This is a genomic window from Pseudomonas sp. GW821-FHT11G12 (assembly GCF_058808055.1).
The window spans coordinates 108,110-125,784 of record NZ_JBXARH010000007.1 but is presented as its reverse complement, the minus strand read 5'-3'; the positions used below and the strand labels follow the sequence as shown (position 1 = coordinate 125,784).

Below are 17,675 nucleotides of genomic sequence, written 5' to 3'. Positions count from 1 at the left end.
CCCGAGAGAACGGGACAAGGACAAAGGCGTCCTCGCTAGGTAACTGGCGGGACGCCTTTTTTGTTTGCGCCATTTTTGTCGAGCAAGGCCTGACTGCCCACAAGAGGCAAACCCGAAGCTTGCGGAGAACCTGATGAAAAAACTCAAACTGGTGATGATCGGCAATGGCATGGCCGGGGTCCGTACCCTGGAAGAATTGCTCAAGCTGAGCAACGAGCTGTACGACATCACGGTCTTCGGCGCCGAACCGCACACCAACTACAACCGCATCCTGCTGTCGCCGGTGCTGGCCGGCGAACAGACGTTCGAAGAGATCGTGCTCAACGATCTCGACTGGTATCTGCAAAACAACATCAAACTGCTGCTCAACCGCAAAGTGGTGGAGATCGACCGGGTCAAGCGCCGGGTGATCGCCGAAGACGGCACCGAGGCCGAATACGATCGCCTGCTGATCGCCACCGGCTCGACCCCGTTCATCCTGCCAATCCCCGGCAACACCTTGCAGGGCGTGATCGGTTACCGCGACATCGCCGACACCCAGGCCATGATCGACACCGCCAAGACCCACAAGCACGCCGTGGTGATCGGCGGCGGCCTGCTCGGCCTCGAAGCGGCCAACGGCCTGATGCTGCGCGGCATGCACGTCACCGTGGTGCACCTCGGTGAATGGCTGCTGGAGCGGCAACTGGACAAGACCAGCGGCCAGCTCCTGCAAACCGCCCTCGAATCCCGTGGCCTGCACTTTCGCCTGTGCGAACAGACCCAGGCCCTGCACGACGCCGGCAACGGTCGCGTCGGCTCGGTGCAATTCAAGAACGGCGACATCATCCCCGCCGATCTGGTGGTGATGGCCGCCGGCATCCGCCCCAATACCGAACTGGCAGAAAAGGCCGGCATCCCGTGCAATCGCGGGATTCTGGTCAACGACACCCTGCAAACCTACGACCCGCGCATCTATGCCATCGGCGAATGCGCCAGCCACCGTGGCATTGCCTACGGCCTGGTCGCGCCGCTGTTCGAACAGGCCAAGGTCTGCGCCAACCACCTGGCGCAACTGGGTTTCGCCCGTTATCAAGGCTCGGTGACTTCGACCAAATTGAAAGTCACCGGCATCGACCTGTTTTCCGCTGGCGATTTCATGGGCGGCGAAGGCACCGAGACCATCACCCTCTCCGACCCGATCGGCGGGGTGTACAAAAAACTGGTGATCAAGGATGACGTGCTGGTCGGTGCCTGTCTGTACGGCGATACGGCAGATGGCGGTTGGTATTTCCGACAAATTCGTGAGAATCACGCCATCGGCGAGATCCGCGATCATCTGATGTTTGGTGAAAACGCCCTCGGCGACGTAGGACATCAGGGCCAGGACAAAGCCATGAGCATGGCCGACAACGCCGAAGTCTGCGGCTGCAACGGCGTGTGCAAGGGCACCATCGTCAAGGCGATTCAGGAACACGGCCTGTTCAGCGTCGACGAAGTGAAGAAACACACCAAGGCGGCCAGTTCCTGCGGCTCCTGCGCCGGTCTGGTCGAGCAGATCCTGATCAACACCGTCGGCGGCGCGGCGGATGTCAAACCGAAAAGCGAAAAAGCCATCTGCGGCTGCAGCGACCTCAATCACGGCCAGATCCGCCAGGCCATTCGCGAGCAGCACCTGCTGACCATCGCCGGCACCATGAGCTACCTCAATTGGCGCACCCCGAATGGCTGCGCCACTTGCCGCCCCGCCCTCAACTACTACCTGATTTCCACCTGGCCCGGCGAAGCCAAGGACGATCCGCAGTCGCGCCTGATCAACGAGCGGGCCCACGCCAACATTCAGAAGGACGGAACCTACTCGGTGGTGCCACGGATGTGGGGCGGCGTGACCAACCCGTCGGAACTGCGGCGAATCGCCGACGTGGCGGACAAATATCAGGTGCCAATGGTCAAGGTCACCGGCGGCCAGCGCATCGACTTGCTGGGGATCAAGAAGCAGGACCTGCCCGGTGTGTGGAAAGACCTCGACATGCCGTCCGGCCACGCCTACGGCAAATCGATCCGCACCGTGAAGACCTGCGTCGGCAGCGAGTTCTGCCGCTTCGGCACGCAGAATTCGACTCAGTTGGGCATCGACCTTGAACATGACCTGTTCAACATGTGGTCGCCGCACAAAGTGAAACTGGCGGTCTCCGGATGCCCGCGCAACTGCTCGGAAGCAGGGATCAAGGACGTAGGAATCATCGGTGTCGACTCCGGCTGGGAGATGTACATCGGTGGCAACGGCGGGATCAAGACCGAAGTTGCCGAGTTCTTCGTCAAGCTCAAGACCGCCGAGGAAGTCCGCGAATACAACGGCGCGTTCCTGCAGCTGTACCGCGAAGAAGCCTTCTACCTCGAACGCACCGTGCACTACCTGCAACGGGTCGGCATGGAGCACATCAAGAAAGCCGTGCTGGAAGACCCCGAGCGCCGCAAGGCCCTGAACGAACGCCTGCAATTTTCCCTGTCGTTCGAACAGGACCCGTGGAAAGAGCGCCTCGCCCAGCCGCAACTGAAGAAAGAATTTGACGTGATCCCCGTGAAAAACCTGGAGGTGCCGGCATGAACTGGCTCGATATCTGTGCCCTGGAAGAGATCAATGCCCTCGGTTCGCGGATCATTGCCGGTCCCAAGGGTGACATTGCGATCTTTCGCACAAGTGACGATGAGGTTTTCGCACTCGATGACCGCTGCCCGCACAAGGGTGGCCCGTTGTCCCAAGGTCTGATCTACGGCAAGCGCGTGGCCTGCCCGCTGCACAACTGGCAGATCGACCTGCAATCCGGCGAAGCCCAGGCGCCGGACGTCGGTTGCGCGCACCATCACCCGGCCCGGGTCGAAAACGGCCGCGTCCAGCTGGCCCTGCGGGACGCCGTCTGATGAACCGCCAGACGACCGCCTCGACCTGCTGCTATTGCGGGGTCGGCTGCGGCGTGCTGATCGAGCATGACGGCGAGCGCATCCTCGGCGTCAGCGGCGATCCGGCGCACCCGGCCAACTTCGGCAAACTGTGCAGCAAAGGCTCGACCCTGCACCTGACCGGTGACCTGACAGCGCGCGCGCTGTATCCGGAATTGCGCTTGGGCATAGGTTTGGCGCGCAGTCGTTGCGACTGGGACACCGCGCTGGAGCACGCCGCCAACGTATTCGCCGAAACCATCGCCGAACATGGCCCGGACAGCGTGGCGTTCTACATCTCCGGGCAGTTGCTGACCGAGGATTACTACGCCTTCAACAAACTGGCGCGGGCGCTGGTCGGCACCAATAACATCGACAGCAACTCGCGGCTGTGCATGTCCTCGGCGGTGGTCGGCTACAAGCGCAGCCTCGGCGCCGACGCACCACCGTGCAGCTATGAAGACCTGGAACTGAGCGATTGCGTGATGATCGTCGGCAGCAACATGGCCTACGCCCATCCGGTACTTTTTCGTCGGCTCGAAGAGGCCAAATCCCGTCGTCCGCCGATGAAAGTCATCGTCATCGACCCACGTCGCACCGACACTTGCGACCTCGCCGACTTGCATCTGGCGATTCTGCCGGGCACCGATGTCGCGTTGTTCCATGGGATTTTGCATCTGCTGTTGTGGGAAGACTGGATCGACCGTGACTTCATCAAGACACACACCGAAGGCCTCGCCGAGCTGAAAAGCCTGGTGCGTGATTACACCCCGGCCATGGTGTCGCAGCTATGCGGGATCAGCGTCGAGCAGTTGCAGCAATGCGCCGAATGGATCGGCACTGCACCGAGTTTTCTGTCGCTGTGGTGCATGGGCCTGAACCAGTCCACCGCCGGCAGCGCGAAGAACAGTGCGCTGATCAACCTGCACCTGGCCACCGGGCAAATCGGCCGGCCCGGTGCAGGACCTTTCTCCCTGACCGGTCAGCCGAATGCCATGGGCGGGCGGGAAACCGGCAGCCTCTCCAACCTGTTGCCCGGTCATCGTGAGGCTGCCAATCCGGAGCACCGCGCAGAAGTGGCGGCGTATTGGGGGGTGGAGTCACTGCCGGAAAACACCGGTCTCAGCGCCATCGAACTGTTCGAGCAAGTGCGCAGCGGTAAGATCAAGGCGCTGTGGATTGCCTGCACCAACCCGGCGCAATCGATGCCGGACCAGAATGCTGTGCGGGCTGCGCTGGAGGCTTGTCCGTTCGTGGTGTTGCAAGAGGCGTTTCGCACCACCGAAACCGCAGCGTTTGCCGATCTGCTGCTGCCGGCGGCCAGTTGGGGCGAGAAGGAAGGTTCGGTGACCAACTCCGAGCGGCGGATTTCCCACGTCCGCAAAGCCATTACCGCACCGGGTGAAGCGCGACCGGACTGGGCGATCACGGTTGATTTCGCACAACGCCTGGAGAAACGTCTGCGCCCGCAAAAGCCGAGCCTGTTTGCGTTCGATCAGCCCGCTCAGCTGTTCGATGAATTCAAAGCACTGACCCGTGGCCGCGATCTGGATTTATCCGGCATCAGCCATGGGCTGCTTGATGAAATCGGCCCGCATCAATGGCCGTTTCCTGAGGGCGCCCGACAAGGCACTCCGCGACTGTACTGCGACGGTATATTTCCTACGGCCAGCGGTCGCGCGCAGTTTGTTGCCGATCCCTATCACGCTGCAAAAGAGCAACGGGACGCGCGTTTTCCACTGACCCTGATCACCGGTCGCCTGCGTGATCAATGGCACGGTATGAGCCGCACCGGCACGGCGGCGCAGTTGTTCGGGCATGTCAGCGAAGCGGTACTGAGCCTGCACCCGGACGAATTGCGTCGACACCGTTTGCAGCCGGGGGATCTGGTGAATCTGAAGAGCCGCCGGGGTGCGGTGATCGTAGCGGTCGGCAGCGATGACAGTGTGCGTCCGGGCCAGGCCTTTTTGCCGATGCACTGGGGCGATCGCTTTCTCAAGGGCGGCGTGAACTGCCTGACGCTGCCCGCCTTCGATCCCTTGTCGAAACAACCGGAACTCAAGCACAGCGGGGTACGCCTGGAACCGGTGAATCTGCCCTGGCAATTGTTCGCACTGATCGAAGGCAATGTTCAACGGCACCTTGAGGCGCTTCGACCGCTGTGTGAGGCGTTTTCCTACGTCAGCCTCAGCCTTGTCGGACGCGAGCGTCCGGCATTGCTGATACGCGCTGCCAGCGCCGCCGCACCCGATCCGCAGTTGCTGCGCGAAATCGACCAGTGCCTGGCCCTGATCGACGGTCCGGTACTGGCCTATGACGATCCACGCCGGGCCATCGGCAAACGGGTACGCATCGAGAACGGGCGAATCACGGCCATCCGCCTCGCTGGCGAAACCCTCGCCCAGCATTGGCTGCAAGGCTTGTGGCTGGAGGGCCGCGCAGACGAACAACTGCGGCGCTGGCTGCTGGCGCCGATGAGTGCGCCGCCGGGTAATGCCGGTGTGCAGAGCGTTGCTGACAAGACCCTGTGCAATTGCAAAAACGTCAGCCACAGCGCGGTCTGCGCCGGCATTCGAGAAGGTCTGGATTTGCAGGGTTTGAAAAACACACTGGGCTGCGGCACGCAATGCGGTTCCTGCGTCCCGGAAATCAAGCGTTTGCTGGCCGCCGAAGCGCGGCCGGTCGCCGTCATCTGAAGAGGAAATCACCATGAATGCAAAAGTCTGGCTGGTGGGCGCGGGTCCCGGCGATCCTGAATTGCTGACGCTCAAAGCCGTGCGTGCCTTGCGCGAAGCGGATGTGGTGCTGATCGACGATCTGGTCAACGACGCGGTGCTGGAGCACTGCCCGGCTGCGCGGATCATTCCGGTCGGCAAGCGCGGCGGCTGTCGTTCGACACCACAGGCATTCATCCATCGGCTGATGCTGCGTTATGCGCGCCAGGGCAAATGCGTGGTTCGTCTCAAGGGCGGCGATCCCTGCATCTTCGGCCGTGGCGGCGAGGAAGCGCAGTGGTTGCGTGAGCGCGGGGTTGAAGTGGAGCTGGTCAATGGCATCACCGCCGGGCTGGCCGGGGCGACGCAGTGTGACATTCCGCTGACTTTGCGCGGCGTGGCGCGGGGTGTAACGCTGGTCACTGCGCACACTCAGGACGACAGCCAATTGAACTGGCAGGCGCTGGCGCAAAGCGGCACGACGTTGGTGATCTATATGGGAGTGGCCAAGCTCAGCGAGATTCGTGAGCAGTTATTGGCCGGCGGGATGGCGATGAATACGCCCGTGGCGATGATCGAGAACGCATCCCTGCCCAAACAGCGGGAATACCGGAGCGATCTGACGAGAATGGAGGGAGACGCCTGCAGGTTTGAGCTCAAGAGCCCTGCCATTCTGGTGATTGGTGCGGTGGCAGCTTCTGCGGCCCGAGCCGATTTACTCGCCTGGCCAGCCGATCAGTCAGCCTGATCATCTGGTTTTCACCAAATCGCAGACAAAGAAAAGCCCGGCATAAGCCGGGCTTTTCTCAAAGCGGCGAGCTAATTACTTAGCTTGAGCTTCAACCTGCGCTTCTACGCGACGGTTAACAGCACGACCAGCTTCGGTTTTGTTGTCAGCAACTGGGCGGGATTCGCCGTAGCCAACCGAACCAACGCGGGACGATTCAACACCGTACTGGTTAACCAGAACTTGTTTAACGGCGTTTGCACGACGCTCGGACAGTTTCTGGTTGTAAGCGTCAGGACCGACGTTGTCAGTGTGACCTTCAACAGTGGTGCGAGTCGATGGGTACTGCTTCATGAAGTCAGCCAGGTTTTTGATATCGCCGTAGCTGTTTGGCTTGACGACCGACTTGTCGAAGTCGAATTTCACGTCCAGCTCAACACGAACAACTTCAGCAACTGCCGGGCAGCCATCAGCGTCAACAGTTACGTTGGCTGGGGTGTCTGGGCACTTGTCAACGTTGTCGCAAACGCCATCGTTGTCGCTGTCGGAGCAGACTTCAGCTGGTGCTGGAACTGGAGCAGCAGCAGGCTTGTTGCCGCCACCGAAGTTCACACCCAGACCGATTACTGGAGCGTAGTTCCAGCGACCGTTGTCCAGTTTGTAGTCAGCGTCTACACCAGCACGGGCGTAGAAGTTTTCAGCGAAGTAGTACTTAACGCCAGCGCCAGCAGTCAGGTAGGTCGACTGATCGCGACCGGTGTGGCCGTCAGCAGCTACGTTGGTCAGGCTGCCGTGCTTCACACCGCCAGCAACGTAAGGACGCAGAGCGTCACCAGCGTTGTTGAAGTGGTACTGAGCGTTCAGACCGAAGTTGTCGCCACCCAGCTTCTGGCTGCCGGTGCCGTCGTTCGAACGGGTGTGGTTGTTCTTGTCGTAGGTCAAGTTCAACGATACGTCGTCGGTCAAGAAGTAACCGATAGAGGCGCCTGGGTTGAAGCCGTCTTCGACATGGTTAACGCTGTCGTTGTACTGCTTCTTGTAGAACAGTTCGCCTTCAACTGCGCCTTGGCCTTGTGCCAGTGCGCCGAACGAAGTAGCGGCAATCAAAGAACCAATGGCCAAGCCCAAGGTGTTTTTCAGTTTCATCCGTTAAATCCCCATCTGGTGATTGTGAAGCAGTCCCGCAAACCGGGGGACAACTCGGCGGCAAGTCTATCAGAACTTGCCTACACGTAAGAGATATTTGCGCTGAACTAAGTTTCAGCAATGCCTGCAAATTTCTCACGCAATTTATCTAGAGCACGTTTGTACCGCATTTTTGTAGCACTCAAACCCATGTGCATGATGTCTGCGATCTCCTGAAATTCCAGCTCTGCGACAAATCGAAGCACCAGAATTTCACGGTCAATCGGGTTCACATACACCAGCCAGCGATCAAGTCCGCCCTTCTCCTCGGGTTTCGGCGCCTTTTCTTCAGACGCTTCCTCGAGGGGGTCAAGACTCAGTGCGTCCATCAAGCGACGCTTTCGCCGTTCCTTCCGATACTGCGTGATGCATTCGTTGTAAGTGATGCTATATAGCCATGTCTTGAACTTCGATTTCCCCTCGAAGTTCTTCAGGCCGTACAGCACCTTCAACATCACTTCCTGACAGACATCGTCTGCGTCGCGATCGTTCCCAAGATACCGCGCACAAACGTTAAATAATGTTCGCTGGTAACGCCGCATCAGTTCTTCATAGGCGCGCGTCACGTGAAACAGCTCGGTATGCGAGCGCGCGACCAACTCCTCATCAGAGAGCTCGCGGGGGTCGTAGCGCGTGGATAGCGTTTGGGCTTTATTCAAAACAAGTCGTGCCGACAGTCAGGTCAATGTCCACCGCTGCCAGCATCAGCTGGCATTTTGCGGCGGCATACATTAGCAGGGTTTGCCGGGTTAGCGGCTACTCACATGCTGTTCCAGCAGGATCCGATTGGAGAGTGAGACTAGCTCACCCTCATCGGTCAGCAGTGTAGTCTTAACCGTGCCGATCTCTTCGATCTGGCCTTCGACCTCGCCAACACGCACTTGTTGCCCAACCTGATACAACTCACGCACATAGATTCCCGCAAGAATCTGACCGGCAATTTCCCGGCTTCCCAGGCCCATGGCCAGCGCAACCGCCAGACCAACGGTAATCAATACGATGACGATCACATGGTTCAGCAGGTCGGTCTTGACCTCGAGCTGACTGATCGCGACCGAGATACTGATGATGATCACCAGGCCCTGGGCAATTCGCCCAAGCCCTGAAGCGTAGTCCAGACCCACGCCTTCTGCCGCACCGCGCACCAGACCGTTGGCCAGCTGCGCCAGCAATACACCAACCAGCAGCACCAGGGCTGCGCCGAAAACTTTCGGAACATACAGCGCCAGCATGTCCAGCGTAGCTGAAACCCGCTCAAGCCCAAGGGATTCTGCTGCAGAAACCAGGAAAATCAGCAGAACGAACCAATACACGATTTTTCCGATCAGGGTCGAGATCGGCACTTGCAGTCCTGCACGGGACATCAATTTGGTCAGCCCGGTGCCGCCCATCAGGCGATCGAGACCGAGTTTGGCGAGCAGCTTGGACAGCAGCGTGTCCAGCAGCTTGGCCACCACGAAGCCCAACAGCAGCACCACCAGTGCGCCGAACAGGTTCGGGATGAAATTAGCGACTTTGGTCCACAACGCAGTCATTGCCGTGACGAGGCTCTGAGTCCAGAGATCAAGTTCCATATTCAATCAGCCTTATCAGCAGTGCGAGCGGTAGGTTTACGAAGACGGGAAACCGGCGCGACATGGGCCGAGCCGTTGTTCAGGGCGATCATCAGCGCGGGCAGCCAACGGCCCAGCAGGCTGAACAGATCGCCGGCGCCGACCTGGCGGTTGGCGGTTTTGAGTACGCGGCCCAGACAGGCGTCGTCGTCGCGGCCGGACGGCGAGGCGTTGAGCATGTCGCGCAAAGACTGTTCAAACGGATCGTGCATACGCACCTCTCGTGATGTCTGTGAAAGACGCGGGCAAATTTGGTCGGGTCACATGGCGCATCGTCATACCCAGCGCAAACGGCGGAACAACCACCATTGTCCGAGCGCCACCGAGACCATCAGCAGGCACGCCACAAGGAATCCGTAGGGGCTCCCGGAAAGCGGAATTCCGCCGACATTGATCCCCAGCAGGCCGGTGAGAAAACTCATCGGCAAAAAGATCCCGGTGATGATCCCGAAGCGGTACATCGTGCGATTCATGCGCACGCTCAAACGCCGGTCTTCGGTGTCCAGCACAAGCCCCACGCGCTCTCGGGTCAATTCGAGCTCTTCGAGATAGCGGGTCAGGCTGTTGTTCAATTCGTTCCAGTAGTCGGCGTCGTCATCGACGAACCAGGGCAGTTTTATCCGCGTCAGCTGTCCGAAAATATCCCGCTGCGGCGCAAGAAAACGCTTCAGTCCGGCCGCCCGGCGACGGATGTGCAAAATGGCACCGTGCTCGGGAGTATACCGTTCGTCGGCATCCAGTTTTTCTTCCTCTTCATCGACCACTTCCGAGAGGCAAGTGACCAGATCCTGCACCTTGTTGGTGAGGTATTGAGCGAGATAGAGAATGAGTTCGGACGAGGTTTTCGGGCCTTTGCCCTCCCCCAGCATCGCCAACAGTTCATCGGTGGCGCGCAATGGGCGCAAACGCAGGGAAATCACACGCTGGGCCGAAGCGAAAATCCGTACCGACACCATGTCTTCCGGTTCGGCACCCGGATTGAGATTGACCCCGCGCAAAAACAGCAGCAATTCGGAATCGGGCAGCGGCAACAGCCGTGGGCGAGTGTTCTCTTCCAGCAGCAGGTCGCAGGTGAATTCGTTGAGTCCGCTGGATTTGCGCAGCCAGGTCTGGGTCTGCGGGTGACTGCGATCCCAGTGCAGCCACAGGCTTTCGTGTGCCTGCAGCTGCAAACTGTCGAGATCAGTCCGGGCTATCGAACGCGCACCGCCTTTACCGTCCAGCACCAGGGCATGCACCAGCCCCCATTGCGCGTTTTCTTCCTCGAACATCCTCACCCCAGTGCTTACCGCGATTTTATTCAGGCATCTTCAGCGGGCTCGGCGAGATGATCACGCCGTTGTTGTCCGCATAGATGTATTGGCCCGGATGAAACGTGACACCCGCAAACGTCACCGGCACGTTGAGGTCGCCGAGACCGCGCTTGTCGGTCTTCTTCGGGTGGCTGGCCAGCGCCTGGACACCGAGATCGGTCTGGGCGATGACATCCACATCACGGATGCAACCGTAGATCACCAGCCCTTCCCAACCGTTTTTCGCGGCTTTCTCGGCGATCATGTCGCCCAGCAGCGCGCAGCGCAGGGAACCACCGCCATCGACCACCAGCACCTTGCCGTTGCCCTTGAGTTCGGCTTGTTCCTTGACCAGCGAGTTGTCTTCGAAGCACTTGATGGTCACGATTTCGCCGCCGAAGGAATCACGGCCGCCGAAATTGCTGAACATCGGTTCCAGCACCTGCACCAGCTCCGGATAGGCGTCGCACAGGTCAGGCGTAAGGTAATGGTTCATCGAAAAACTCCTGTAACAAGGAAGACGATCAAGGATGTCGCACTCTTTTGAAACGAGTCCCGGCGGTCGCTGTTTACCTTAGTCCATGCAATGGTCGCTGACCGAACCTGAACAAAGGCTGAAACGTAATAGCGAAACAGTCACTAAATATGACCAGAACCGTCCAATGCGTCATATCTTAGCCGCAAGCCGACTCGAACGAAATGCCCTTTTCAGCGTGTTCCGATCACACCGCCGCTGCCAGATCGGGCTTTTCGCCCAGCAACGGCGTGTGCTGATCCGCCAGCCAGCGCGCAACCAATGGCCAGACTTCAGCCTGGGCAGCCTTGCTCACCAACATCTCGACATGGCCGAAATTGTCGTTGAAGCCCTGCTCGCGTCCCAGATTGACGAATTGCTTGTGCTCGGAACCGATCTGATCGAACAGTTTGCGACAGGCCCACGCCGGATCCTGATGATCGCCGGCCGCCGTCACCGCCAAGACAGGCACCTGAACATCGGCGAGCCCCGCCCACCAATCCTTGTCCTTGTCGCCAAAACGCCCGAACAGGCCGTACCAGCGCATGCTTTCCAGCGCCAGGCCGATCGGCTCATCTTCGGGGCCACGCTTGAGCCGCGAGCCAGACAACTGGGCAAAACGCTTGAGAATGAAGCGTCCGCTCCACTCCACCGGCGGAATTTTCAACGGCCAGTACGTACGGCTGACCTGCGTGCCGAAAAACGCCGCCGACGCCACGGCCGGTTCACCGAGGTATTCGCCACCCAGCGCTGCCGCCAGGGTGATGCCGCCCAGCGAATGACCGATCCAGTGCGGTACCTGCCCGCTCTGCTCACGCACGAACGCGGCGATGGCCGGCAAATCGTAACGGGCGTAGTCGGCGACGCGGTTGCGGCGGTAGTCCTCGTTACGCTGGGACAGGCCGTGGCCGCGCATTTCCGGGATCCACACATCGAAACCCAGACGCGTCAGGTAGGCGCCCAGCCCCAGCCCTTTCGGGGAGAACCAGAAGCGCCGATTGGAAAAGCTGCCATGCAGCAAAATTACCGGTACGCCGCGTGTCGCCGGTTCATCGGCCATGCCGAGACGGGTCACCGCGATTTCCACGGACCAGTCAGGGCTGTTGCCCGGTTTCAAGCGGTATACGTCTTCGCTCAGATCACCGCGTCGTTCGGCGCTGATCAGGGCGACAGGAAATAGGTCACTGCTGCTTTGCATAATGCTCTTGCACAAAAAAGGGCGGCATCCGGAGAGCTCGCCCTACTTGAATCCTAAAGAGGCCGGTCAGGGACCGGCCTCTTCACTCACCGATCAGGCCTGCGCCTGACCCTCAGCCAGGAAGAACCAGGTTTCCAGCACGGAGTCCGGGTTCAGCGAAACGCTTTCGATGCCTTGTTCCATCAGCCACTTGGCGAGGTCCGGGTGGTCCGAAGGACCCTGACCGCAGATGCCGATGTATTTGCCGGCCTTGTTGCACGCGGCAATCGCGTTGGCCAGCAGCTTCTTGACCGCCGGATTACGCTCGTCGAACAGGTGCGCGATGATCCCGGAGTCACGGTCCAGACCCAGTGTCAGCTGAGTCAGGTCGTTGGAACCGATCGAGAAACCGTCGAAGAATTCGAGGAATTCTTCGGCCAGGATCGCGTTGGACGGCAGTTCGCACATCATGATCACGCGCAGGCCGTTGTCGCCACGGGCCAGGCCGTTTTCGGCGAGCAGATCGACCACCTGGCTGGCTTCGCCCAGGGTACGCACGAACGGCACCATGATTTCGACGTTGGTCAGGCCCATCTCGTTGCGCACGCGTTTCAGCGCACGGCACTCGAGTTCGAAGCAGTCACGGAACGATTCGCTGATGTAACGCGACGCGCCACGGAAGCCCAGCATCGGGTTTTCTTCTTCCGGCTCGTACAGTTTGCCGCCGATCAGGTTGGCGTATTCGTTGGACTTGAAGTCCGACAGACGCACGATGACCTTCTTCGGTGCGAACGCCGCCGCCAGGGTGCTGATGCCTTCAACCAGTTTTTCGACATAGAAGCCGACCGGATCGTCGTAGCCGGCGATGCGCTTGTCGACGCTGTCCTTGATTTCCTGCGGCAGGCCGTCGTAGTTCAACAGTGCTTTCGGGTGGACGCCGATCATGCGGTTGATGATGAATTCCAGACGGGCCAGGCCCACACCGGCATTCGGCAGTTGCGCGAAATCGAAGGCGCGGTCCGGGTTGCCGACGTTCATCATGATCTTGAACGGCAGCTCCGGCATGGCGTCGACGGAGTTCTTCTTGATGTCGAAGCCCAGTTCGCCTTCGAAGATGTAACCGGTGTCGCCTTCGGCGCAGGACACGGTCACGCCCTGGCCATCCTTCAGCAACTGAGTGGCGTTGCCGCAACCCACGACTGCCGGGATCCCCAGTTCACGGGCGATGATCGCCGCGTGGCAGGTACGGCCGCCACGGTTGGTGACGATGGCGCTGGCGCGCTTCATGACCGGTTCCCAGTCCGGGTCGGTCATGTCGGAGACCAGCACGTCGCCCGGCTGGACTTTGTCCATCTCGGACACGTCGCGGATGATCCGCACCTTGCCGGCGCCGATGCGCTGGCCGATGGCACGGCCTTCCACCAGCACGGTGCCGGTTTCTTTCAACAGGTAACGTTCCATGACGTTGGCCTGAGTGCGGCTCTTCACGGTTTCCGGACGGGCCTGCACGATGTACAGCTTGCCGTCGTCACCGTCCTTGGCCCACTCGATGTCCATCGGGCAGCCGTAGTGCTTCTCGATGATCATCGCCTGCTTGGCCAGTTCGCTGACTTCAGCGTCGGTCAGGCAGAAACGCGCGCGCTCGGCCTTGTCGACATCAACGGTCTTCACGGAACGACCGGCCTTGGCCTCGTCGCCGTAGATCATCTTGATGGCCTTGCTGCCCAGGTTGCGGCGCAGGATTGCCGGGCGACCGGCCTCCAGCGTGCCCTTGTGGACATAGAATTCGTCCGGGTTCACCGCGCCTTGTACGACGGTTTCGCCCAGGCCGTAGGCGCCGGTGATGAACACCACGTCACGGAAGCCGGATTCGGTATCGAGGGTGAACATCACGCCGGCGGTGCCGGTTTCCGAACGCACCATGCGCTGCACGCCGGCCGACAGGGCGACCAGTTTGTGGTCGAAGCCCTGGTGCACGCGGTAGGAAATGGCACGGTCGTTGAACAGGGAAGCGAACACTTCCTTGGCCGCGCGAATGACGTTCTCAACGCCACGGATGTTCAGGAAGGTTTCCTGCTGACCGGCGAACGATGCGTCCGGCAAGTCTTCGGCGGTGGCGGAGGAACGCACGGCCACGGCCACGTCAGGATTGCCGGCCGACAGCGCGGCGAACGCGGTGCGGATCTCGGCATTCAGTTTTTCAGGGAATTCGGCTTCCATGATCCATTGGCGGATCTGGGCGCCGGTCTTGGCCAGGGCATTGACGTCATCGACGTCCAGGGCATCGAGGGCCTTGTGGATCTGATCGTTCAGACCGCTCAGTTCCAGGAAGTCGCGATAGGCCTGCGCCGTCGTGGCGAAGCCGCCGGGGACCGAAACACCGGCACCGGCCAGGTTACTGATCATCTCGCCCAGGGATGCGTTCTTGCCCCCCACATGCTCAACATCGTGTTTGCCGAGCTTATCGAGGGAAACTACGTACTCTACCAAGGTGATCTCTCCACTAACTGTGTTGGAAAAGCTCAGAAACCGGCGGCTCGGGGGAGCGTTGGCCGGCTGTATGGCCTGGACCTGGAAAATAAGTGAGAATGCGGGCCAATGGCGGCCGGCAAATCGCGCCTATCATATCCAAGATTCGTCACTAGCTTAAGGCCCAAGGTGCAAATGAAACGATCTGCTTTCTTTATCTCCGATGGCACCGGCATCACCGCCGAAACCCTGGGTCAAAGCCTTCTGGCGCAGTTCGAAAACATTACCTTCAGCAAATTCACGCGGCCCTACATCGACAGCGTGGAAAAAGCGCGGGCCATGGTACAACAAATCGACAAAGCCGCTGAAACCGACGGTTTCCGGCCGATCATCTTCGACACCATCGTCAATCAGGACATTCGTGAGATTCTCGCAACCTCCAATGGTTTCATGATCGACATCTTCTCGACCTTCCTCGCCCCGCTCGAGCAGGAACTGACCGAGCATTCTTCCTACACCGTCGGCAAATCCCATTCGATCGGTCATAACTCCAATTACATGGAGCGGATCGAGGCGGTGAACTTCGCCCTCGACAACGACGACGGCGCCCGCACCCACTATTACGACAAGGCCGACCTGATACTAGTGGGCGTGTCGCGTTGTGGTAAGACGCCGACGTGTCTGTACATGGCGATGCAGTTCGGCATCCGCGCGGCCAACTATCCGCTGACCGAAGACGACATGGAACGCCTGCAACTGCCGGCTGCCCTGCGCGCCCACCAGCACAAGCTGTTCGGCCTGACCATCGACCCGGACCGCCTTACCGCGATCCGCAACGAGCGCAAGCCCAACAGCCGCTATTCGAGCTACGCCCAGTGCGAATTCGAAGTACGCGAAGTGGAGAACCTGTTCCGCCGCGAGAACATCCCGCACATCAACTCCACGCATTTTTCGGTGGAAGAGATTTCGGCGAAGATCCTGGTGGAAAAAGGTGTGGAGCGGCGGTTCAAGTAACCCCCTGGTTCCTCAACCTGTACGCACGCTGAATGAACTAACGCAAAGTCCTCGCGGGCGGTGTTTTTTACGCCCCTGTAACATTCCGAAATATACAATCCGCGCAAGTTGCGTATCCGGCCCGAAACCGGATGCGCCAACCCTCTCGACCCGGTGAATTCACCGGGTCCGCAGCATCCACTTCCTGCTTGAAGTCATGGAATGAGCGCCCGCTCGTTCCCGGGTGCGCAATGCAGACAGAAGCTACGCTCAGACAGCCGCGCCTCCATTCAGAACGCTGCAGGACTCACTGCTTATGAATAAAGTGTTCCGTCACTACATCCCGGCCACAACACGGCGCCTGCTGCCCAATCGCTGGGACTTGATCGCCCTGCCGCTGGTGATCGGCTTTTTGCTGTTTTTCTCCATCGGTGCCCGGGAAACCTGGGCCCCGATCGGCTCCCTGCAAAGTGAGGTGGTGTCCCTCGACCCGAGCAACCTGCCCGAATACGCCATGCGCACCACCCTGCGCATGCTCGCGGCGATGGTCGCGGCACTGGTGTTCACCCTGCTTTACGGCACCTTGGCGGCGAAAAGCCGTCGGGCCGAAAAACTCTTGGTGCCGGTGCTGGACATCCTGCAATCGGTGCCCGTGCTGGGTTACATCTCCTTCACCGTGACCTTCTTTCTATTATTGTTTCCAGGCCGGGTGCTGGGCGCGGAACTCGCCGCGATCTTTGCCATTTTCACCAGCCAGGCATGGAACATGACCTTCAGCTTCTACCAGTCGCTGCGCATGCTGCCGCGGGATCTGGTGGAGGTATCGACCAACCTGCAACTGTCCGGCTGGCAGAAATTCTGGAAGCTCGACGTACCCTTCGCCATGCCCGGACTGGTCTGGAACATGATGATGAGCATGTCCGGCGGCTGGTTCTTCGTGGTGGCGTCCGAAGCGATCACCGTCGGCGACCAGACCATCACCCTGCCGGGGATCGGTTCGTTCCTGGCCATGGCCATCGCGCAAAAAGACATGCACGCGGTGGGCTACGTCATCCTGACGATGGTCGTGGTCATCCTGATCTATGACCAGTTCCTGTTCCGCCCGCTGGTGGCGTGGGCCGACAAGTTCCGCATGGAAAACACCGCATCGCAGACCGCCGCGCCGGAGTCCTGGGTACTGAATCTGATCCAGCGCACCCGGTTGATCCAGCGCATTTTGCGCCCCGTCACCCGCGTCATCGGCCGGCTCGGCAACATGCGCCTGAGCTTGCCGCGTTCGGCGCGCAAGGTCATGGCCTCGGAAAGTCCCGCCACCACCAAGGCCATTGACTGGATCTGGGGCTCGTTTATCGGGTTGCTGACCGCCTATGCGCTCTACCACATCGCGCTGTACGTCGGCACCGAAGTGACGTTTGCCGAGGTCGGGCATGTGTTGTTGATGGGGTTGTTTACCCTGCTGCGGGTGGCCGGACTGATCTTCATCGCCTCGCTGATCTGGGTGCCGCTGGGCGTGATGATCGGCCTGCGACCGGCGCTGGCAGAAAAGATCCAGCCGCTGGCGCAGTTCCTCGCGGCGTTCCCGGCGAACCTGCTGTTCCCGGTGTTCGTCATTGTGATCCTGCGTTACCAGTTGAACCCGGACATCTGGCTGAGCCCGCTGATCGTGCTCGGCACCCAGTGGTACATCCTGTTCAACGTGATCGCCGGGGCCAGCGCCTTCCCCAATGATTTCAAGGAAGCCGCCGCCAACTTCCGCATTCGCGGCTGGCTGTGGTGGCGCAAGGTCATGTTGCCGGGGATCTTCCCGTATTACGTGACCGGCGCCATCACCGCCTCGGGCGGTGCGTGGAACGCCAGCATCGTCTCCGAATTCGTGTCCTGGGGGCAGGACAAGGTCGTCGCCCACGGCCTCGGCGCCTACATCGCGCAAACCACGGCTGCCGGTGACTTCCCGAAAATCACCCTCGGCGTGGTGGTGATGTCGTTCTTTGTCGTGGCCTTCAATCGCTTGGTCTGGCGGCCGATGTACGCCATGGCCGAAAACAAACTTCGCCTGAACTGACGGGATTCGA

14 protein-coding genes are annotated in these 17,675 nt (G+C 60.1%); 6 read left to right on the top strand and 8 right to left on the bottom strand.

The genetic code is table 11. The annotated features are described in order from the left end of the window. The first annotated feature begins 133 nt into the window (after positions 1–133). The 4 genes from nirB to cobA are packed head-to-tail and all read left to right on the top strand — an operon-like array spanning position 134 to position 6,381. Positions 134–2,587, top strand: coding sequence for a nitrite reductase large subunit NirB (gene nirB, locus AC1RR7_RS20715; protein ID WP_085732400.1), 2,454 nt, complete (start codon positions 134–136; stop codon positions 2,585–2,587). Further along, positions 2,584–2,901 (top strand): nitrite reductase small subunit NirD, encoded by a 318-nt coding sequence (gene nirD, locus AC1RR7_RS20710; RefSeq protein ID WP_007951992.1) that lies wholly within the window; start codon positions 2,584–2,586, stop codon positions 2,899–2,901. The genes nirB and nirD overlap by 4 nt, the downstream gene beginning before the upstream one ends. Continuing rightward, entirely contained in the window at positions 2,901–5,615 is a 2,715-nt protein-coding gene (locus tag AC1RR7_RS20705; RefSeq protein WP_493158305.1) for a nitrate reductase, read from the top strand. The genes nirD and AC1RR7_RS20705 overlap by 1 nt, the downstream gene beginning before the upstream one ends. A gap of 13 nt (positions 5,616–5,628) precedes the next feature. Further along, positions 5,629–6,381, top strand: coding sequence for a uroporphyrinogen-III C-methyltransferase (gene cobA / locus AC1RR7_RS20700; RefSeq protein ID WP_493158303.1), 753 nt, complete (start codon positions 5,629–5,631; stop codon positions 6,379–6,381). A gap of 75 nt (positions 6,382–6,456) precedes the next feature. Here cobA and AC1RR7_RS20695 read toward each other — a convergent pair whose 3' ends face one another. From AC1RR7_RS20695 to ppsA, 8 genes are all read right to left on the bottom strand, one after another. Further along, complete coding sequence (locus AC1RR7_RS20695) at positions 6,457–7,506, bottom strand: OmpA family protein (protein ID WP_096822517.1); 1,050 nt, start codon at positions 7,504–7,506, stop codon at positions 6,457–6,459. Between the two features lie 107 nt (positions 7,507–7,613). After that, a complete protein-coding gene (gene sigX / locus AC1RR7_RS20690; RefSeq protein ID WP_011333251.1) occupies positions 7,614–8,204 on the bottom strand; it encodes an RNA polymerase sigma factor SigX in 591 nt (196 codons plus the stop codon). Positions 8,205–8,294: 90 nt separating this feature from the next. Next, positions 8,295–9,119, bottom strand: a complete 825-nt coding sequence (locus AC1RR7_RS20685; RefSeq protein WP_065259736.1) for a mechanosensitive ion channel family protein — start codon at positions 9,117–9,119, stop codon at positions 8,295–8,297. Positions 9,120–9,121: 2 nt separating this feature from the next. Continuing rightward, positions 9,122–9,370 carry a CrfX protein gene (locus tag AC1RR7_RS20680; RefSeq protein ID WP_085700244.1) on the bottom strand — a complete coding sequence of 83 codons (249 nt, stop codon included), beginning with the start codon at positions 9,368–9,370 and terminating at the stop codon, positions 9,122–9,124. Between the two features lie 63 nt (positions 9,371–9,433). Next, positions 9,434–10,429, bottom strand: coding sequence for a zinc transporter ZntB (locus AC1RR7_RS20675; RefSeq protein WP_085732397.1), 996 nt, complete (start codon positions 10,427–10,429; stop codon positions 9,434–9,436). Positions 10,430–10,454: 25 nt separating this feature from the next. Continuing rightward, positions 10,455–10,946 (bottom strand): ribonuclease E activity regulator RraA, encoded by a 492-nt coding sequence (gene rraA / locus AC1RR7_RS20670; RefSeq protein WP_096822518.1) that lies wholly within the window; start codon positions 10,944–10,946, stop codon positions 10,455–10,457. Between the two features lie 226 nt (positions 10,947–11,172). Then, positions 11,173–12,162, bottom strand: coding sequence for an alpha/beta fold hydrolase (locus AC1RR7_RS20665; RefSeq protein WP_493158302.1), 990 nt, complete (start codon positions 12,160–12,162; stop codon positions 11,173–11,175). Between the two features lie 93 nt (positions 12,163–12,255). Continuing rightward, the gene (gene ppsA, locus AC1RR7_RS20660) at positions 12,256–14,631 is read right to left on the bottom strand and encodes a phosphoenolpyruvate synthase (RefSeq protein WP_096822520.1); all 2,376 of its coding nucleotides are present in this window, start codon (positions 14,629–14,631) and stop codon (positions 12,256–12,258) included. Between the two features lie 174 nt (positions 14,632–14,805). Between ppsA and ppsR the strand changes: the two genes are divergently transcribed. Both ppsR and AC1RR7_RS20650 read left to right on the top strand, forming a co-directional pair. After that, positions 14,806–15,624, top strand: coding sequence for a posphoenolpyruvate synthetase regulatory kinase/phosphorylase PpsR (ppsR, locus tag AC1RR7_RS20655; protein ID WP_096822521.1), 819 nt, complete (start codon positions 14,806–14,808; stop codon positions 15,622–15,624). 295 nt (positions 15,625–15,919) lie between these two features. Continuing rightward, positions 15,920–17,665, top strand: a complete 1,746-nt coding sequence (locus AC1RR7_RS20650) for an ABC transporter permease (protein ID WP_493158300.1) — start codon at positions 15,920–15,922, stop codon at positions 17,663–17,665. Positions 17,666–17,675: the final 10 nt, after the last annotated feature.

Bases quoted from the DNA above. Each gene is read 5' to 3' on its own strand.
- ppsR (WP_096822521.1), top strand. From the start codon at position 14,806: ATGAAACGATCTGCTTTCTTTATCTCCGATGGCACCGGCATCACCGCC.
- AC1RR7_RS20680 (WP_085700244.1), bottom strand. From the start codon at position 9,370: ATGCACGATCCGTTTGAACAGTCTTTGCGCGACATGCTCAACGCCTCG.
- AC1RR7_RS20705 (WP_493158305.1), top strand. From the start codon at position 2,901: ATGAACCGCCAGACGACCGCCTCGACCTGCTGCTATTGCGGGGTCGGC.
- AC1RR7_RS20650 (WP_493158300.1), top strand. From the start codon at position 15,920: ATGAATAAAGTGTTCCGTCACTACATCCCGGCCACAACACGGCGCCTG.
- AC1RR7_RS20695 (WP_096822517.1), bottom strand. From the start codon at position 7,506: ATGAAACTGAAAAACACCTTGGGCTTGGCCATTGGTTCTTTGATTGCC.
- AC1RR7_RS20665 (WP_493158302.1), bottom strand. From the start codon at position 12,162: ATGCAAAGCAGCAGTGACCTATTTCCTGTCGCCCTGATCAGCGCCGAA.
- AC1RR7_RS20675 (WP_085732397.1), bottom strand. From the start codon at position 10,429: ATGTTCGAGGAAGAAAACGCGCAATGGGGGCTGGTGCATGCCCTGGTG.
- nirB (WP_085732400.1), top strand. From the start codon at position 134: ATGAAAAAACTCAAACTGGTGATGATCGGCAATGGCATGGCCGGGGTC.
- AC1RR7_RS20685 (WP_065259736.1), bottom strand. From the start codon at position 9,119: ATGGAACTTGATCTCTGGACTCAGAGCCTCGTCACGGCAATGACTGCG.
- nirD (WP_007951992.1), top strand. From the start codon at position 2,584: ATGAACTGGCTCGATATCTGTGCCCTGGAAGAGATCAATGCCCTCGGT.
- cobA (WP_493158303.1), top strand. From the start codon at position 5,629: ATGAATGCAAAAGTCTGGCTGGTGGGCGCGGGTCCCGGCGATCCTGAA.
- rraA (WP_096822518.1), bottom strand. From the start codon at position 10,946: ATGAACCATTACCTTACGCCTGACCTGTGCGACGCCTATCCGGAGCTG.